Source organism: Streptomyces sp. NPDC002520 (assembly GCF_053595235.1).
In genome coordinates, this window is record NZ_JBSFXG010000060.1 from 1 (window position 1) to 14,677 (window position 14,677).

18 protein-coding genes and 1 pseudogene are annotated in these 14,677 nt (G+C 69.9%); 17 read left to right on the forward strand and 2 right to left on the reverse strand.

Features of this window, described 5'->3' with window-relative positions:
- From ACWD5D_RS42265 to ACWD5D_RS42340, 16 genes and pseudogenes are all read left to right on the forward strand, one after another.
- A partial coding sequence (locus tag ACWD5D_RS42265) for a sigma-70 family RNA polymerase sigma factor (RefSeq protein WP_451378077.1) occupies positions 1-383 on the forward strand: 383 nt, incomplete at its 5' end.
- A 25-nt stretch (positions 384-408) separates the two neighbouring features.
- Positions 409-513: pseudogene (locus tag ACWD5D_RS42270) on the forward strand (zf-HC2 domain-containing protein); the annotation flags it as partial.
- Positions 514-570: 57 nt separating this feature from the next.
- The gene (locus ACWD5D_RS42275) at positions 571-1,215 is read left to right on the forward strand and encodes a hypothetical protein (RefSeq protein WP_451378114.1); all 645 of its coding nucleotides are present in this window, start codon (positions 571-573) and stop codon (positions 1,213-1,215) included.
- Between the two features lie 1,070 nt (positions 1,216-2,285).
- On the forward strand, positions 2,286-2,708 hold the full coding sequence (locus tag ACWD5D_RS42280; RefSeq protein WP_451378078.1) for an ATP-binding protein: 423 nt from the start codon (positions 2,286-2,288) through the stop codon (positions 2,706-2,708).
- The gene (locus ACWD5D_RS42285) at positions 2,705-3,394 is read left to right on the forward strand and encodes a hypothetical protein (protein WP_451378079.1); all 690 of its coding nucleotides are present in this window, start codon (positions 2,705-2,707) and stop codon (positions 3,392-3,394) included. The genes ACWD5D_RS42280 and ACWD5D_RS42285 overlap by 4 nt, the downstream gene beginning before the upstream one ends.
- A gap of 999 nt (positions 3,395-4,393) precedes the next feature.
- The gene (gene tatA / locus ACWD5D_RS42290) at positions 4,394-4,675 is read left to right on the forward strand and encodes a Sec-independent protein translocase subunit TatA (RefSeq protein WP_451378080.1); all 282 of its coding nucleotides are present in this window, start codon (positions 4,394-4,396) and stop codon (positions 4,673-4,675) included.
- A 381-nt stretch (positions 4,676-5,056) separates the two neighbouring features.
- Positions 5,057-5,995 carry a twin-arginine translocase subunit TatC gene (gene tatC / locus ACWD5D_RS42295; protein WP_451378081.1) on the forward strand — a complete coding sequence of 313 codons (939 nt, stop codon included), beginning with the start codon at positions 5,057-5,059 and terminating at the stop codon, positions 5,993-5,995.
- Positions 5,996-6,087: 92 nt separating this feature from the next.
- The gene (locus ACWD5D_RS42300) at positions 6,088-6,681 is read left to right on the forward strand and encodes an rRNA adenine N-6-methyltransferase family protein (protein ID WP_451378082.1); all 594 of its coding nucleotides are present in this window, start codon (positions 6,088-6,090) and stop codon (positions 6,679-6,681) included.
- Complete coding sequence (locus tag ACWD5D_RS42305) at positions 6,633-7,163, forward strand: hypothetical protein (RefSeq protein ID WP_451378083.1); 531 nt, start codon at positions 6,633-6,635, stop codon at positions 7,161-7,163. Before ACWD5D_RS42300 ends, ACWD5D_RS42305 begins: the two co-directional genes overlap by 49 nt.
- A gap of 69 nt (positions 7,164-7,232) precedes the next feature.
- Complete coding sequence (locus ACWD5D_RS42310) at positions 7,233-7,472, forward strand: hypothetical protein (RefSeq protein ID WP_451378084.1); 240 nt, start codon at positions 7,233-7,235, stop codon at positions 7,470-7,472.
- On the forward strand, positions 7,472-7,849 hold the full coding sequence (locus tag ACWD5D_RS42315) for a fic family toxin-antitoxin system, toxin component (RefSeq protein ID WP_451378085.1): 378 nt from the start codon (positions 7,472-7,474) through the stop codon (positions 7,847-7,849). The genes ACWD5D_RS42310 and ACWD5D_RS42315 overlap by 1 nt, the downstream gene beginning before the upstream one ends.
- Positions 7,850-9,154: 1,305 nt before the next feature.
- Positions 9,155-9,973, forward strand: coding sequence for a COG4705 family protein (locus ACWD5D_RS42320; protein ID WP_451378086.1), 819 nt, complete (start codon positions 9,155-9,157; stop codon positions 9,971-9,973).
- Between the two features lie 204 nt (positions 9,974-10,177).
- Positions 10,178-10,663, forward strand: a complete 486-nt coding sequence (crcB, locus tag ACWD5D_RS42325) for a fluoride efflux transporter CrcB (RefSeq protein ID WP_451378087.1) — start codon at positions 10,178-10,180, stop codon at positions 10,661-10,663.
- Positions 10,660-11,007, forward strand: a complete 348-nt coding sequence (locus ACWD5D_RS42330; RefSeq protein ID WP_451378088.1) for a DUF190 domain-containing protein — start codon at positions 10,660-10,662, stop codon at positions 11,005-11,007. Before crcB (ACWD5D_RS42325) ends, ACWD5D_RS42330 begins: the two co-directional genes overlap by 4 nt.
- Positions 11,004-11,378 carry a fluoride efflux transporter CrcB gene (crcB, locus tag ACWD5D_RS42335; protein WP_451378089.1) on the forward strand — a complete coding sequence of 125 codons (375 nt, stop codon included), beginning with the start codon at positions 11,004-11,006 and terminating at the stop codon, positions 11,376-11,378. Before ACWD5D_RS42330 ends, crcB (ACWD5D_RS42335) begins: the two co-directional genes overlap by 4 nt.
- A complete protein-coding gene (locus ACWD5D_RS42340) occupies positions 11,375-12,592 on the forward strand; it encodes an MFS transporter (protein ID WP_451378090.1) in 1,218 nt (405 codons plus the stop codon). Before crcB (ACWD5D_RS42335) ends, ACWD5D_RS42340 begins: the two co-directional genes overlap by 4 nt.
- A 208-nt stretch (positions 12,593-12,800) precedes the next feature.
- On the opposite strand, the gene ACWD5D_RS42345 is transcribed toward ACWD5D_RS42340, so the two are convergent.
- Complete coding sequence (locus tag ACWD5D_RS42345; protein WP_451378091.1) at positions 12,801-13,388, reverse strand: Imm21 family immunity protein; 588 nt, start codon at positions 13,386-13,388, stop codon at positions 12,801-12,803.
- A gap of 143 nt (positions 13,389-13,531) precedes the next feature.
- Between ACWD5D_RS42345 and ACWD5D_RS42350 the strand changes: the two genes are divergently transcribed.
- On the forward strand, positions 13,532-13,783 hold the full coding sequence (locus tag ACWD5D_RS42350) for a hypothetical protein (protein ID WP_451378092.1): 252 nt from the start codon (positions 13,532-13,534) through the stop codon (positions 13,781-13,783).
- Between the two features lie 217 nt (positions 13,784-14,000).
- Here the strand turns inward: ACWD5D_RS42350 and ACWD5D_RS42355 are convergent, their stop codons facing one another.
- Positions 14,001-14,636 carry a LysE family translocator gene (locus tag ACWD5D_RS42355; RefSeq protein ID WP_451378093.1) on the reverse strand — a complete coding sequence of 212 codons (636 nt, stop codon included), beginning with the start codon at positions 14,634-14,636 and terminating at the stop codon, positions 14,001-14,003.
- Positions 14,637-14,677 lie beyond the last annotated feature (41 nt).

Here is a 14,677-nt window from a genome sequence, read left to right on the forward strand (position 1 = left end):
AGCATCCCGCCGCGTTCGACCCCGCACGCGGCCCGGCCCGGGCATGGCTGTGTACGGTCGCCCGGCACCTGGTCATCGACGCCCACCGGGCCCGGAAGGCCAGACCGGCCGAGGCCGGCGGCGAGGCCCTTCAGCGGGCTGCCGAGCAGACGCCGGGCGAGGACCAGATCGAGCAGGCACTGCAGAGCTGGGCGGTTGCCGACGCCGTCCGGTCGCTGTCCCCGGACCACCGCGCCGTCGTGCTGGAGACCTACTACCGAGGCCGGACCATGGCAGAGGCCGCACAGGTGCTGGGCATCCCGCTGGGCACCGTGAAGTCGCGGACGTACTACGCCCTGCACGCCCTGCGGCTGGCGCTGCAGGAACGGGGCATCGAGCCATGACCGTGGCGGGCAGGAGGTGGCGACCGTGAGTGCGGAGCATGACGTTTTCCGGCTGGCGCTGGGGGGATACGTTTTGGGGACGCTGCCTTCGGCAGAATTGGAACGGGTGCGTGTCCACCTCGCGGGATGCGCCGCATGCCGGGCCGAGCACACCAGCCTGGCGGGATTGCCTGCGCTGCTGGCGACGGTGACCGAAACCGAAGCCTCAGGCCAGACGGTGCCGACGGCCGACTGGGACCTGGCCGACCGGCTGGTGGCACGGGCCGCCGACAGTGCGCAGGGCCCTCTGCTCGAACGGCCCGCCGCTCCCGCCGCTCCCGCCGCTCCCGCGGCGTCCGAGGCGCCGGCCGGGGGTGTGCTGGAGAGGTTGCTCCAGCAGGCCGCGGCCCGGCGCCGCAGGACCTGGCGTCTGCAACTGGCCGGCGCGGCCGCCTCGCTGACGTTGATCGCGGCAGCGGCCGGTGGCACATGGCTGGCGGCCATCGGATCCGTGGGCAGTCAGGCGACCCCGCCCGGGCCGACCGCACCGACTGCCTGGCGCACCTTCTCCGGAAGCGATCCCGCCACCGGCGTCTCCGCCTCGGTGAAGGTCTCGCCCTCTGCCTGGGGCAGTGTCCTGCGGGTCTCCGCCAAGGGGGCACCCGCCGGAATCACCTGCCGGCTGCAGGCGGTCGGACCCGGCGGAGCCAGGACGGACGGCGCTACCTGGCGGGCGGGCGAGTACCCTCCCGGCACCACGATCCCAGGGGCGGTTGCCATGTCCCCGGGAGCCATCGACCACTTCGAGATCCTCGCGGAAAGCGGTCAGAAGATGGTCACTATCCACGCCTGAGGAGAGGCCGGGGTCGTCATGTCACTGGGCGGCCGGGCCGCCCAGCGACATGACGACAGCCGTCGGGTGTGAGCGCACGGTGGGCAAGACGCCAAGAAGACGTGGCCACCGAAGGGCCGGGCCGTCAGCGGCAAGGGGGCCGGGCAGTCGACGAGAAGCGAGCCGCCTCAGGATCGTTTGGCCAGGCTGAAGGGGCGCACACAGGACGTCCAGCCGGTCGTCATCCAGGAAGCTCGCGCTCGTGACATCGACTGCGCAGGCACACTCGCGACCACCGTCGTCGACCGATGCCACCACGCCGCACGGCTACCGGGACCGGCGAGATCGTCCGACAACGGTACCCGGTGGATGAGCGCGGCGGCCTTGGAGGCCGACACCGGCGCCTCGGTGGTCGAGGGGCTGATCGGCGCCACGCGCGCGGAGGCGGCTCGCGGTCGAAGCGGCTGCCACCGACCGGAAAAGCTCACCTGCCTGGCCGGGCTGGTCGGGGCAAAGGCCGTCCGGGTCCACGACCAGCGGGTCGAGGGGCGGCCGCAAGCGGTCGTCGCTCTGGCCGCTGTGGTGCCACACATCCCCGGGCCCGGTCAGATGCCGCGGCTGCTTCGCCCCACAGCCTGTCATCGGGGACTGCGTCGGCACCGGACAGTTCTGCGGCTCGTTCGCGGGGCTCTTGCCCCGGCCCCGTCACGCGGCTTCCAGGATGTCTGCACGCCGAGGGGCGCGACCGAGCCGAGGCGCGGGCAGGGACGCTCGTCCGGCCCTGCGACATTCCCGCAGGGCAGTCCGGAAGGCCACGGGCGAGGGAGCGAGCTGCCGGTGCCCGGTCCGGCCGAGGACGGCATCGAGCCCTGGCAGAGGCGAGTGAGCCCGGCCAGGCCGTCGGCAACGACGTGCCCCGCAGGAAGTCGAACAAAAGGGGCGAACAGTTCGAACCGTTCGGCATGCGTCGCCCGTGGAACTGAATGAGCACGCCCCTTCAGGATCGGGCCGGCCGACAACCCCCGAAGTCGTTGGTGGTCTCCCTCGTTCCGCTCCCCGCACATCCACAGAAGAGCCAGAAGACCATGTTTGTGACCGATTCCCCCAGCCCGAGTTCACTGCTCGGCCAGCCGTGCCGCCGCGAGGCGCTGCTCACCCTGCCCGCGCAGGAGGCGCACGTCTCCGCCGCTCGTCACCTCGCGGAAGATCTGCTGGAGACCTGGAGCGTGCCCGCAAGTGAGCGGGACTCCGCCGTTCTCATCGTCGACGAACTCGCCGCCAACGCCGCCCGGTACGGCCGCGAGCGCATGACCCTGCTGCTCGTCCTCGACGACGGCACTCTGCACATTGTGGTCACTGACTCCGGCATGTCAGTGGAGCGCCATCGCCCCGACACCGCCCCCGACGAACACGGCCGCGGCACCGGCATCGTCCAGTACCTCGCCCAGTCGACCGAGGTCCACCAGACACGCGGCGGCCGCGAAGTCCGGGCCTGCCTCAGGTGCTCGCCATGACCGGGCCGGGCGTTCCGCACGAACTGCTGCCCCTTGCCGGAACCGGCACCGCAGCACAGCGACGGGTCACCGGAGTCGGCCGCGCCGCCGGGGCGTCCGACGGCCCCGCCGAGTGGGCCTTCACGATCCACGAGCTGTACCCCGCCGATGACTGCCCAGATCCGGCCCGGGTGCCCATGCGGTCCGCCGCACACCCACCGGCCCTCGGTTACGGCGACCCCGACCAGGACACGACGCTGCGGCCCCGGCCCCTGCACACCGGTGGAGGTGTGAACATGCGCGTCACCCCGAACAGCGGTGAGGCAATCGGCGCCCCGCCCCCGCACGAGGCGTACGCGAATGCGCCGGACCTGCGCCGCGAGATGCACCAAGTGCTCGCTCTCGGGGCCGAACGCGACGGCCGCCAGGCCAAGCCCGTCACCGGCCCCCGGGTCGATGCGCCAGCCGCCGAACGCGCCTGGCTGCTACGACGGGCCGCCCTCATGGACCGGATGGCCCTCGACGCCCCCGGCCCTGTCGCAGCCGCCGCAGAAACCGCTGAGCAACTCGTCCTGCACGACCGTCGCCATCCCGACCTGGTGGCCGGCCCGCACCACCCCGACGTGATCACGCTCGCCCCCAGCCACCGCCTCTACGTCCGCCAGGAGTACGCCGCCTGGACGGCTGCCGGACGCCCCGGAACCTGAATCCACCCCGAACCGACAAGAAGAAGGACGCATGAGCCGCAAGAACATCTACACCCGGCACGCCCCCGCGGCAGCCGGCCCGCTCCACTCGCCCCGCCCCATAGGCCCGACAGCCATGCGTGCACATCACGCCGGTAGGCGACAGGAGCGGTCACGCCAGGGAAAGCCGCTGAACGCACCGCGGCCGAACGCGAAGACCCTTCGGCTGTTCCAGGTCCCCGAACGTGGTTGCCCCCAGGGGCAGCGGCTGGGCGTCCATCAGGCGCAAACGCCCCCGCACACTCCGCGGGTTGGGCAGCCGCCGCAGGTGGTCATGCAGGTCACAGGTGACGAACTGCGCCTCACCATAGGCCTGTTGCCGGTCGAACTCCCCGTGGTTACGGCGGCGACGGGCGACGAATTCACTTGTGAGACCTGGCTGGACGACGCCGTGGGAATCTTCCGATGGCGCGGGCGGTGGACACCGGTGAAACCGCCGTGCCAAGTGCACCGGCAAACCTCCTCCCAGGCGCCCGCGCACGAGATCGAGGGAACGGACGACGGCCTGCCCGGCGACCTCCTGCGGATCCCCTTCAGCGACGACGAATGCCGGCCATCCGTCGGTGCAGAGCCTTACCGGGTCGTGGACATCGACCGCGCCCGGCAGAGTGGTGTCCCGGCCGAGCACGGCCGGGACACGGAAGGGGAACTCTTCGCCGTATCGGCGGACGGGCAACCGTGCTGGACGCGCCCGCCGGCGCCAGTGGGCCGTCGTCCGCGGCCAAACGTATGCGCCTACCGCCGCGTCGACCTTCCGCAAGGCCCGGCCGTGAGCGGGACGCTTGTTTGGGTAGCCGCCGAGGTTCTGCGTACGCGCCCAGAGCGATGGGAGCATGCTCGGGGCGGCAGGACACGATGCGCCGCGGGCGCTCCCGCTCCCACCGCTGCCGCGCAGCAACGAGCGCCACGGATCGCCGAGGCAGGCATGAGCGCGGACGCGTTCGAAGGGGTGGTGTGACGATGTTCCGCAATGCGCTGGAGCCCTGGCACCTGCTGATCCTGGTCGCGGTGGTGATTATGATCTTCGGCTCGAAGAAACTACCCGACACGGCCCGGGCGCTGGGCAAGTCCATGCGGATCCTCAAGAGCGAGGCCAAGGCCATGAAGGACGACAGCGCCTCGAACGAGCCACGCCCCGAGCCTGAGTCTGCACCGGGACCGCGGGCGATCTCGGGCGCTCCCGGAGACTCCGCCACCGCCCGTACCGCGCCCACGGACAGCACCACCAGTCATGGAGACTGAACCCGGTCCTGCGCTCCCTGGCTCATCTCCGCAGGAGACGCTGCCCGAAGCCTTCCCAGCCGGCTCGCCCCTTGCGCTCTCGGGCCGCCCGCGTCGTTGTCTGCGGTATCGGCCGGCGTCTTGGCCGGAGCAGCGCTGCTCCCTGGCCCGAACCTGGCACGTAACAGTGGACGGCCTGAGGACCTTCGTGAGCCGCCCGCCCTCGGGCTGGGCAGGGCGCAGCAGCTCACGGTAAGTGGTGCCGACCTGGCCAGCTGTCACCTGGACGCGCTACAGGCCGCGGCGCCGTGGTGAGCTCGCGCCCCACCGGGTGACGGAGACGATCAAGTACCGACGCAGGGCCGGTGGTCTCCGGTCTGCCGTTCGAGAGGAGGACGTGGCGTGTCCCAGTCAGCCCGCAACAAGGAAAAGGATCCCGAGGGGCGGATGCCGCTCGCAGAGCACCTTCGTGAGCTCCGCAACCGGCTCGCCAAGGCCGTCCTTGCCATCCTGGTCGTCACGATCGCCGCAGCTTTCCACTACAAGGACGTCATCAACTTCTTCACCAGGCCGGTGCTGGACTCGGTCGGCTGCCCGACTTCCTTCGCCGATCTGGCCAAGCAGACCGCGGACACCACCTGCGCGCGGATCACGATCAACGGTTTGCTCGCGCCCTTCACCCTGGCGCTGAAGGTGTCCCTGATGGCCGGCGTCGTGCTGGCCTCGCCGGTATGGCTGTACCAGCTGTGGGCGTTCGTCGCCCCCGGCCTGCACAAGCACGAACGGAAATACGCCTACGTGTTCGTCGGCGCGGGCGTCCCGCTGTTCTTCGGCGGCGCCTTCTTCGCCTACAAGGTGCTGCCCACGACCGCGAAGGTGTTGATCGACTTCACCCCGCACGGGGTGGACAACCTGCTGCCGCTGGACGATCTGCTCGACCTCGTCACCCGCATGGTGGTCGTCTTCGGCCTCTCCTTCGAGATGCCGCTGCTGCTGGTGATGCTGAACCTCACCGGAGTGCTCTCCGGCCGGCGGATGCTCGGCTGGTGGCGCCGCATGATCGTGGTGATCACGGCCTTTTCGGCCGTGGCGACGCCGAGCACCGACCCGCTGACCATGCTGGCGCTGGCAGCGCCGATCTGGGTGCTCTATTTCGCCGCCGTTGTCTTTTCGCTTCTCAATGACCGACGCAAGGCCCGAAGAGAAGCAGAGCAACCCGGCGACGACGAGACCTCCGACCTCGACCTCACCCCGCAGGACATCGGCGAAGTGGAATCGGTGTCCGCCAGCCAGGCCCTGCCCGCGCAGCCGGACGCTGACCACGCCCGCGCCGACGGCTAAGGCGGACGCGTGGACGGGGCGGGCATGCGCCGCTGGGCGGGCGTGGTCGAGCCCCGCCTGGTCGCAAGCTTCTTGGGCAGCTCATCGGCAGCATGACGGCCAGCGGCTCCCTGCGCACGCAAGCGTGGAAGGACGCCGCCGCGGCGGTGCCCAGGCACGAATTCCTGGGCAACGGGTTCTTCCGCGTGGTGCCCGGCTCGTCGCCCACCGCCTGGGCCCCGGTCCTTCAGGACGGGGACGGCTGGCTTGAGGCCTGCTACGCCGACGAATCGCTGGTGACGCAGATCGCCGGCACGATCAAGCCGACGGACATCCGCGGCGAGATCATGCGGGAACCGACCAGTTCGAGCACGCTGCCCTCGCTCGTGCTGCGCATGCTCGAAGACCTCGAGGTGGAACCGGACATGAAGGTGCTGGAGATCGGCACCGGTACCGGCTACTCGACCGCGGTGCTCTGCGCCCGCGTCGGTGGCGACCTGGTCACCTCGATCGAGTACGACGAGGAGGTGGCTCTGCGGGCTCGGCAGGCCCTCGGCCGGCTCGGCGCGCACCCCGACCTTCTGATCGGTGACGGCCTCCTGGCGGTGACGAGGGCGCACCGTACGACCGGCTCATCGCCACGTGCGCCGTCCGCACGGTGCCCGCGGTCTGGTTCGAGCAGACGCGGCCTGGCGGGCAGATCCTGACGACCATCGGCGGCTGGCTGAACGCTTCCGAACTGGTGCGCCTGACGGTCCACGAGGACGGCACGGCCTCTGGGCCGGTGCTGGGCGGACAGGTCAGTTTCATGCTCGCCCGCCCCCACCTGGCGCCTGCGCTGGGCCTGCTCCCGGACCTCAGCGTGGGCAAGGAACGCGAGGCCGTCATCGGCGCCGACGCCCTGGACGACTGGACGACCCGCTTCGTCGCACAGTTCGCTGTGCCGACAGCGCAGCGCCTGAAACTGCGGAACGGCCCGCACGACGAGGACGTCCTCGTCGACGTCGAAACCGGCTCGTTCGCCGCCCTCCACGATCAGGACGGCCGCTGGACGGTCCGGCAGGGCGGTCCAGTCGCGCTCTGGGACGCCGTAGAGGAGCACCTCGGCCGCTGGCATACCGCTGGAACACCGGCCGTGGAAGAGGCCACCGTCCGCGTGACTCCGCAGGGCCTGAACATCCACTGGTAGGCCCCACGAACCGGCCCCGCTCGTCCGTCCCCCACCCCCACGCCTGGTAACAGCTGTTACCATCAGAGTATGGCGAAGACACAGCTGGGCGCGCGCGTCGACAGTGAGATCAAGAAACTGGCGGAAGCTCGTGCCAGGGACCGAGGCCTGAGCCTCGGCGACTACATCGCTGTCCTCGTACACGAAGACACCGAAGGACTGCGGCTGCGGGGTCTGGACGCCGCGGAGCGGTTCCTCGCCGAGCACCAGGACGTCTTCGACGAAGCCGAGGACGCCGACTGCCGCAACCCCGGAGCGCACGCCGCGTAATGGACCTGCACATCGACGTCCCATGGATCCTGCAGGTCGCGGAGATCGCGGGGGCAGGGGATCCCGCCCCCGAGGACTACGGAGTGCCGGTGGCCGCGGTCGCCGCTCACCGGGCCGAGCTGCTGGACCAGCCCGTCTACGACGGCCCCTACGCCCGCGCCGCCGCCCTGGTGCACATCCTCGGCCGCTGCCGGTGGCTGGAGCGCTCCAACATGGCCGTGGCCGCTGCGACGGGCGTGATGTATCTGGAGGCTTCTGGGATGCCGGTCAAGCCCGCCAGGGAGGATGCCATCGCCCTGCGCGACCTGCTGAGGGATCCCGCCTGCACCGCTGCGAGGATCGCCACCCTGCTGCGCGGCTGGCCCAGGGCCACCTGAACCCCAGCCGGGCACGGGGCTTGCGCGATCCCGCGCAGTCGGCGTCCCTCCACCCCGGCCAGGGGCAGTGAGACCCCGGGGATGGCGAATCCGCTCGAGGTGTCCCGGCAACTCGGAGACCAACGTCCGTATCGCGCCCTGCACCCTCGAGCCCTGAGCCTGATCGTGGCCCGGCGGGGTGTCTCCCGAGGCGAGACGGTCCGTCATCTGCTGACCGAGCACGTCGTTTCCCAGCAACAGGAGCATCTCGAGGACCGGCTCACGCACATCTCCACCGTGCTGCGTTACCCCCGCCCGCCGCGCTGCCGCGTCTGGTCGTCGAGGACGTCCTGCTCCGGGTGCCCGGGGGTGTCGTCCTGGCGGTGGACACTCTCAATGAAGCTTCCCAGGGACGGTTCACATGCGCGCTTGCCCCGCGCCGCCAGTCGGTGACGTACGTGCACCCATACCGTTCCTGAAGGCTGAGCAGGAGTGAGCCTGTTCAGCCGCACGCCCCGAACGGTCTTGGGCGTACTGGTCCCCGGCGTACTCGACCCCAGGGTGGCGACACGGATCCTGTCCGTGGTCCGAGCCCGGGAGGCCAGTTCCCTCACGACCTGGCCATATGCGTACGGCCAGAGGCGACGGGGAGGCCCCGGACCATCTCTCTGGTGGAAAGGGGGCCCCGCACGCTGGCGCCGTACCCGGCGTCCCAGATCGCACGGTCACCGTAGCCCGCACGGCCCACGCCCCCGCAAGCCAGGAAGCTGACCATCACACGATTGAGCTAATGCAGCCTTGTGCGCGTTCCTCGCCGAACAGTGCCAACCCCACGTGCGGCGGACGCCAGGTGGAGGGGTCCTGGTCGGCCTTGGACCGGTCGGATGCGGGCGAGACCGCGATCAGAGCGCGCGGGTGGTCGAGGTCGTTGGCGTAGGCCTCGTGGTCCTTGGCCGTCCAGGCGGAGGTGCCGGGGTTCCAGGCCTCGGCGAGCGGGACCAGGTGGTCGACGTCGAGCTTGCGGGCGTTGTTGAAGTACTGGTCGTTGTAGGGGGAGTACCAGGAGCCGCCGGTGAGGGTGCAGCGCGCCCCGACGGCCGGAGCGGCGATCGCTTCGGAAGGAGGATGGCGTGGTCGTCGGGTCTTGGCTCACGAGCACACACGCACGACGTCCACGGAGTAGTCCCCTCTGGGAGCCAAAGCGTGCCCCCGTTCGGTCCTGAGCGCAGGACCGTGGTGAGCCCCCTCAGCGAGCCTGTTCCTTACGTCTCCTTCTGCCCGGGTCGGCCCGGGTGTGCATCGCGTCGGCGGCGGATAGGAGCTTCGATGAGCAAGGCCCCCCTGAGCAAGCTGCCGATGGTCGGCGTGCTCTTCTGGACGATCAAGATCGTCGCCACCACGCTGGGCGAGTCGGTGTCGAACTTCGTGTCGATGGCGCCCCTCAACTTCGGCTACGCAACCAGTGCACTTATCTTCCTGGCGGCCTTCGCGCTCACGCTGACCGTGCAGTTGAGGATCGACCGGTTCCGGCCGGTGGTGTTCTGGTCGGTGATCCTGACGACCAGCATCGTGGGCACCGCGATGTCGGACTTCATGAACCGCACTGCCGGCCTGGGCTATGCCGGCGGTGCCACCGTGCTGACGACCCTGCTCGTCCTCGTACTGATCGGCTGGCGGGCGACCGGCCAGACCATGGACGTGGAACGGATCGCCACCACCAAGGGGGAGGTTCTGTACTGGACAGCGACGCTCGTGTCCAACACGCTGGGTACCTCCAGCGGTGACTTCCTCTCCGACGGTCTGGGCATCGGTTTCCGCGACAGTGCCCTGGTACTGGGCGGTGCGATGCTGCTGATCCTTGCCGCCCACTACTTCTCACCGCTCTCGGGCACAGTGCTGTTTTGGGTGGCCTACGTACTGACGCGGCCACTCGGGGCGGTCGCGGAGAACGCCGTGGAGAAGCCCGTGGCGCAGGGCGGCCTCGGGGTGGGGACCACCATCACCTCCGGCGCCCTGCTTGCTGTGCTGGCTGTCCTGGTGGGCTACCAGCAGCTCACTCACCAGGAGCAAGACATCACGCCGGACGGCCTTCCCCGAGCCGAGGGCCAAGCCGGTCAGCAGTCGCAGGCGGCTCCCAGGCAGTGAAAGCCGACTGATCGTTCAGGTGAGCAATGCCGGGCACCTGGTGATCCGGGGCGCTATCCTGGTGGTCGGTTGTGATCTGTGATCGCAGCGCGGCGGTGGGGCTCGCCGTACCCGAACCGCGGCATCGGTGCCGCCAACAGTCCCTACTTGCGATGGAGTGTGCCCGCATGTGTGCGGGTTCCGGCGAGTAGGAGACGTACGTTCATGACAGCCCCGCGATCCACCACGAATGAGCCCACGGATCCCTACGTCGACCTGCGGGTGCTGCCCGCTCAGCGGCGGCAGTCGTGGCGGGCGCAGGGGCCGATCGTGGCGGTGGTTGCGCTCGGCGGCGCGGTGGGGGCGTCGGCCCGGTACGGGGCGTCTTTGGTGTGGCCGGTCGCGGCCGGCTCTTTCCCTTGGACGACGCTGTGGGTCAATGCTGTCGGCTGCGCGGTGATCGGTGTGTTCATGGTGCTGATCACGGACGTGTGGGCGGCGCACCGGCTGGTCCGGCCGTTCTTCGGGACCGGGGTCCTGGGCGGGTTCACGACGTTTTCCACGTATGCCGTGGACATTCAGAAGCTTGTGGCCGGTGGTCATCCCCGGACCGGGCTCGCGTATCTCGCCGTGACGCTGTGCGTGGCGCTGGGCGCGGTATGGCTTGCGGCGACGGCGACGCGCCGCCTGGTGGCGTGGAGGCAGCAGTGACAAGGCTGACGGGCAGTGCCCTTCGAGTGACGATCTTCATCGGTGAGAACGACTGCTGGCACCACAGGCCGCTGTACAGCGAGATCGTGCACCGGGCGCACAAGGCCGGGCTGGCCGGTGCGTCGGTGTTCCGGGGTGTGGAGGGGTTCGGGGCCTCCTCGCTGATCCACACTTCGCGGATTCTGTCGCTGAGTGAGGACCTGCCGGTGGCGATCGTGATCGTCGACACCGAGGAGCGGGTGCGGGAGTTCCTGCCGCAGCTGGACGAGCTGGTCGGGGAGGGGTTGGTGATCCTCGACGAGTGCGAGGTCATCCGGTACGTGGGCAGGGAGAAGGCGGCGTGAACTGGCTGCTCGTGATCTGCGGCGCCATGGTCGGTGCTCCCATGCGGTATCTGACCGACCGGGCGGTGCAGAAACGGCACGACACGGTGTTCCCGTGGGGCACGTTCACCGTGAACGTGATCGGCTGCCTGATTCTGGGCCTGCTGTCCGGGGCCGTGACGGCCGGGGCGGCTTCGTCGCACGTCCAACTGTTCCTCGGTACTGGGCTGTGCGGTGCGCTGACGACGTACTCGACGCTCTCGTACGAGACGCTGCGCCTGGCCGAGGACGGGGCGGGGTTCTTCGCCGCCGCCAATGTCGTCGCCAGCGTGGTGACGGGGCTGGGGGCGGCGTTCGTCGGAGTGTCGTTCGCGCAGGCGCTGTGGGCGTGAACCGGCCGGTGTCCGGCGTGGACGACGCGGACCGGCCGTCGGCCCGGATGGGGCCGTGGCGGTTCGTGGTGTGGTTCGGCACGGTCAGTCTGCTCGCGGACATCGTGTACGAGGGCGCCCGCTCGATCACCGGGCCTTTGTTGGCCTCGCTGGGAGCATCCTCCCTGGTCGTCGGGGTGGTCACCGGTGCGGGCGAGGCGGCGGCGCTGGGACTACGGCTGGTCTCCGGTCCCATGGCTGACCGGACGCGTCGTTTCTGGGGTCTGGCGATCGGCGGATACGCCCTGACAGTCGTCTCGGTCCCACTGCTCGGCATCGCCGGGGCGTTGTGGGCTGCCTGTGTGCTGGTGATCGCCGAACGGGTCGGCAAAGCGGTGCGCTCGCCCGCGAAGGACACGCTCCTCTCGCATGCCACCGCGGCAACGGGACGAGGCCGCGGCTTCGCTGTCCATGAGGCGCTGGACCAGATCGGCGCCGTCGCAGGGCCGCTGCTCGTGGCAGGAGTGCTCGCGCTGACCGGCAACGACTACGGCCCCGCGCTCGGTGTGCTCGCCGGGCCCGGCATCGCCGTACTGCTGCTGCTGTTCTGGCTGCGGGCCCGCGTGCCGGACCCGGAATCCTACGAGCGTGAGGTGACAGCCTCGACACCCACGGCACCGGGTGCGCGTGGCGGGCGTCTGCCGAGGGCCTTCTGGACGTACGCCGCCTTCACAGCGGCCACCACGACGGGGTTCGCCACGTTCGGTGTGCTCTCCTACCACCTGGTCCAGCGGCATCTGCTGACAACTGCCTGGGTTCCCGTGCTGTACGCGGCCGCGATGGCGGTGGACGCCTTCGCCGCGCTGGCCACGGGCTGGCTGTACGACCGGATTGGCCCGCACGCTCTGGCCGCGCTACCGGTGCTGACCGCGGGCGTGGTGGCGCTGGCGTTCACCAACACGGTCGCAGTCGCGGTGGCTGGGTCGCTGGTGTGGGGCGCGGCCATGGGCATCCAGGAGTCCACCCTGCGCGCCACGGTCGCCGACCTGGTGCCCAGCGGGCGCAGAGCCACCGCCTACGGACTGTTCGCCGGCGTCGTCGGCGCAGCGAGCCTGGCCGGCGGTGCAGTGACGGGCGGCCTGTACGGCTACTCGATCCCCGTCCTGATCACCGTGGTCGTCGTCATCCAGGTCCTTGCTGTCGTGCTGCTCGCCGTCACCCGCGTCGATAGATAGGCGCTGAGGCGCGGCTCATCCGCTGCTGTCATCGGCTCAGGCCGTGCGGCAGGGACGGATCGGCGCCGCGATCTCGCTCGAACGCCAACGCGATGACGCGGCTGCGGAGGGACAGGTCGCCCGCGTGCAGATCTTCGATGGGCTGCTCGGTCGACTGGACGGGGAAGTGTCCTGACCTCGTCCTGCCGAGGGCTGATCTCGCTCAGCTCTACGGCTGGGGCAGAAGTTGGATGACGCCCACCGAGGTGTCCTCGACCGGTGAGGCGTGGACGGCGCGGACCATCCAGATGCCAGGCGGCAGGGCGACGGGGGCCTGCTCCGGCATGCCTTTGCCGTTCGGGTATTTGACGCTGAGCTCGGCTCCGGCGCTCACGGAGTCCATGAGAACCGCCGGGCCGTCCGTCTCCCAAATACCGCACTCCTCCCACAGGGCGGTGGAGTCGGCGAGCACGGCCCGGGCCGCGGCGACAAGGTCGGCCTCACTGTTGGCACCCAGCCAGCGAACGAAGGCCTGGTGCTCCGGCAGATAGCAGCTGCTGGCCGGCTCGTCCGCCAGGACAAGTCCCTGGGCGCCCTCGTCGCCGACGGCGATCACGCCGGCCAGACCCTCCACCTCGCAGGCGCGGTCGTAGTCGTCCAGAACGTCACCGCCGCCGACGACCATCCCCAGCTGGGTGCAACCGTGCCACTGAGGCAGCGCGGAAACCGGCACTGCGATCAGCGGGCCGCCCATCGACTCGACCCAGGTACGGAAAGGCTCGGTCGAGCCGGCTGCGGCGGAGGGGAACGTCGTCACGACGCCAGTATCCCCGGTGCCTCCGACAACGAGCCGTCAGGCCGCCCAGCGCAACCATCTCTTGACATCGAGACCCGCATATCAGAGGTGTCCCGCAGAGCAAGGTCCGCTACGACAACCTCAAGGCCGCCGTCGCCCAGGTGTTGGGACTGAGCCGAGCCCGGGTGGCGACGGACTGGTGGATCGCGTTCATGTCGCACTTCGGCATCGAGAGCTTCTCCTGCCGACCCGGCATCGAAGGCGCCCATGAGAAGAGCGGAGTCGAAGGTCAGATCGGCTATTTCCGCCGCGACCACTTCGTTGCCGTCCCCGAGTTCTCCTCGCTCGCTGAGCTGAACGAACTGGTCGACCAGTGGGACCGGCAGGACGACGCCCGCTTGAGGCAGCGCCCCTAGGCGGTTTCGTTTGGATTGGTCGGTCGTTGGTCCGGGTGTGCCGCTAACAGATGCGCAGTGGGCGCGGATCGAGCCCTTGCTCCCGGACCTGGCTCCGTTCACGGAATGCGCGGCAGCACTTGTTCACGACTTCGGGAGGCATCGCCACCCCGCCTGCAATCGAACAGAGCATGGCATCGGGCAGCACGCTGCGGCGGCGCAGTGTGGCAGGAGGAGGTCAGTGGCGGGTGGCGGCGATGGTGATGCCGAGGCCGATGAGGGCGACACCGCCCGCGCCGCCGATCGCCGAGAGGCGACGGTCCGAGCCGGCGAGCCAGGTGCGGGCGGCGGAGGCGCCCAGGCCCCACAAGGTGTCGCAGAACAGACCGATAGCGGCTGGGACGAGGCCAAGGATCATCATCTGGAGTGGGATGCCGCCGACGTCCTGGTTCACGAACTGGGGCAGGACCGCGGCGAAGAAGACGAGGCCCTTCGGATTGGTGACGCCGACAAGGAGACCGTCCACGATCGTGCGCAGGTCGCTGCGCTTTTCGTCCGCCGTGATCGCCATGTCCGCGCGCAGGCGGTCGCGGTGGCGAATCGCCTGCACGCCGAGGTAGATCAGGTAGGCGGCGCCGGCGAGCTTCACTGCTGTGAGGGCCGTGGCCGAGTTCTGCACCAGGGTGCCCAGGCCCAAGGCCACGGCCAGCACGAGGGCGTAGCAGCCCAGGAGGTTGCCCAGGACGGTGGCGAGAGCAGTACGGCGGCCATGTGCGAGAGCGCGACCAACCACGAAAAGGACGCTGGGGCCGGGAATGGCGATCACGACGAGCGACATCGCCGCGAAGGCCAGAAGGTTCGAGGTGGGCACCATGGGCCGGTTGCTTCCTTGGGTTCGTGCGCGGTGCCGGTTCG

What these genes read in the sequence shown, in the direction of transcription:
- ACWD5D_RS42285 (WP_451378079.1), top strand. Translation starts at nt 2,705, where the DNA reads ATGACCGGGCCGGGCGTTCCGCACGAACTGCTGCCCCTTGCCGGAACC.
- tatA (WP_451378080.1), top strand. Translation starts at nt 4,394, where the DNA reads ATGTTCCGCAATGCGCTGGAGCCCTGGCACCTGCTGATCCTGGTCGCG.
- ACWD5D_RS42300 (WP_451378082.1), top strand. Translation starts at nt 6,088, where the DNA reads ATGACGGCCAGCGGCTCCCTGCGCACGCAAGCGTGGAAGGACGCCGCC.
- ACWD5D_RS42310 (WP_451378084.1), top strand. Translation starts at nt 7,233, where the DNA reads ATGGCGAAGACACAGCTGGGCGCGCGCGTCGACAGTGAGATCAAGAAA.
- ACWD5D_RS42315 (WP_451378085.1), top strand. Translation starts at nt 7,472, where the DNA reads ATGGACCTGCACATCGACGTCCCATGGATCCTGCAGGTCGCGGAGATC.
- ACWD5D_RS42320 (WP_451378086.1), top strand. Translation starts at nt 9,155, where the DNA reads ATGAGCAAGGCCCCCCTGAGCAAGCTGCCGATGGTCGGCGTGCTCTTC.
- crcB (WP_451378087.1), top strand. Translation starts at nt 10,178, where the DNA reads ATGACAGCCCCGCGATCCACCACGAATGAGCCCACGGATCCCTACGTC.
- ACWD5D_RS42355 (WP_451378093.1), bottom strand. Translation starts at nt 14,636, where the DNA reads ATGGTGCCCACCTCGAACCTTCTGGCCTTCGCGGCGATGTCGCTCGTC.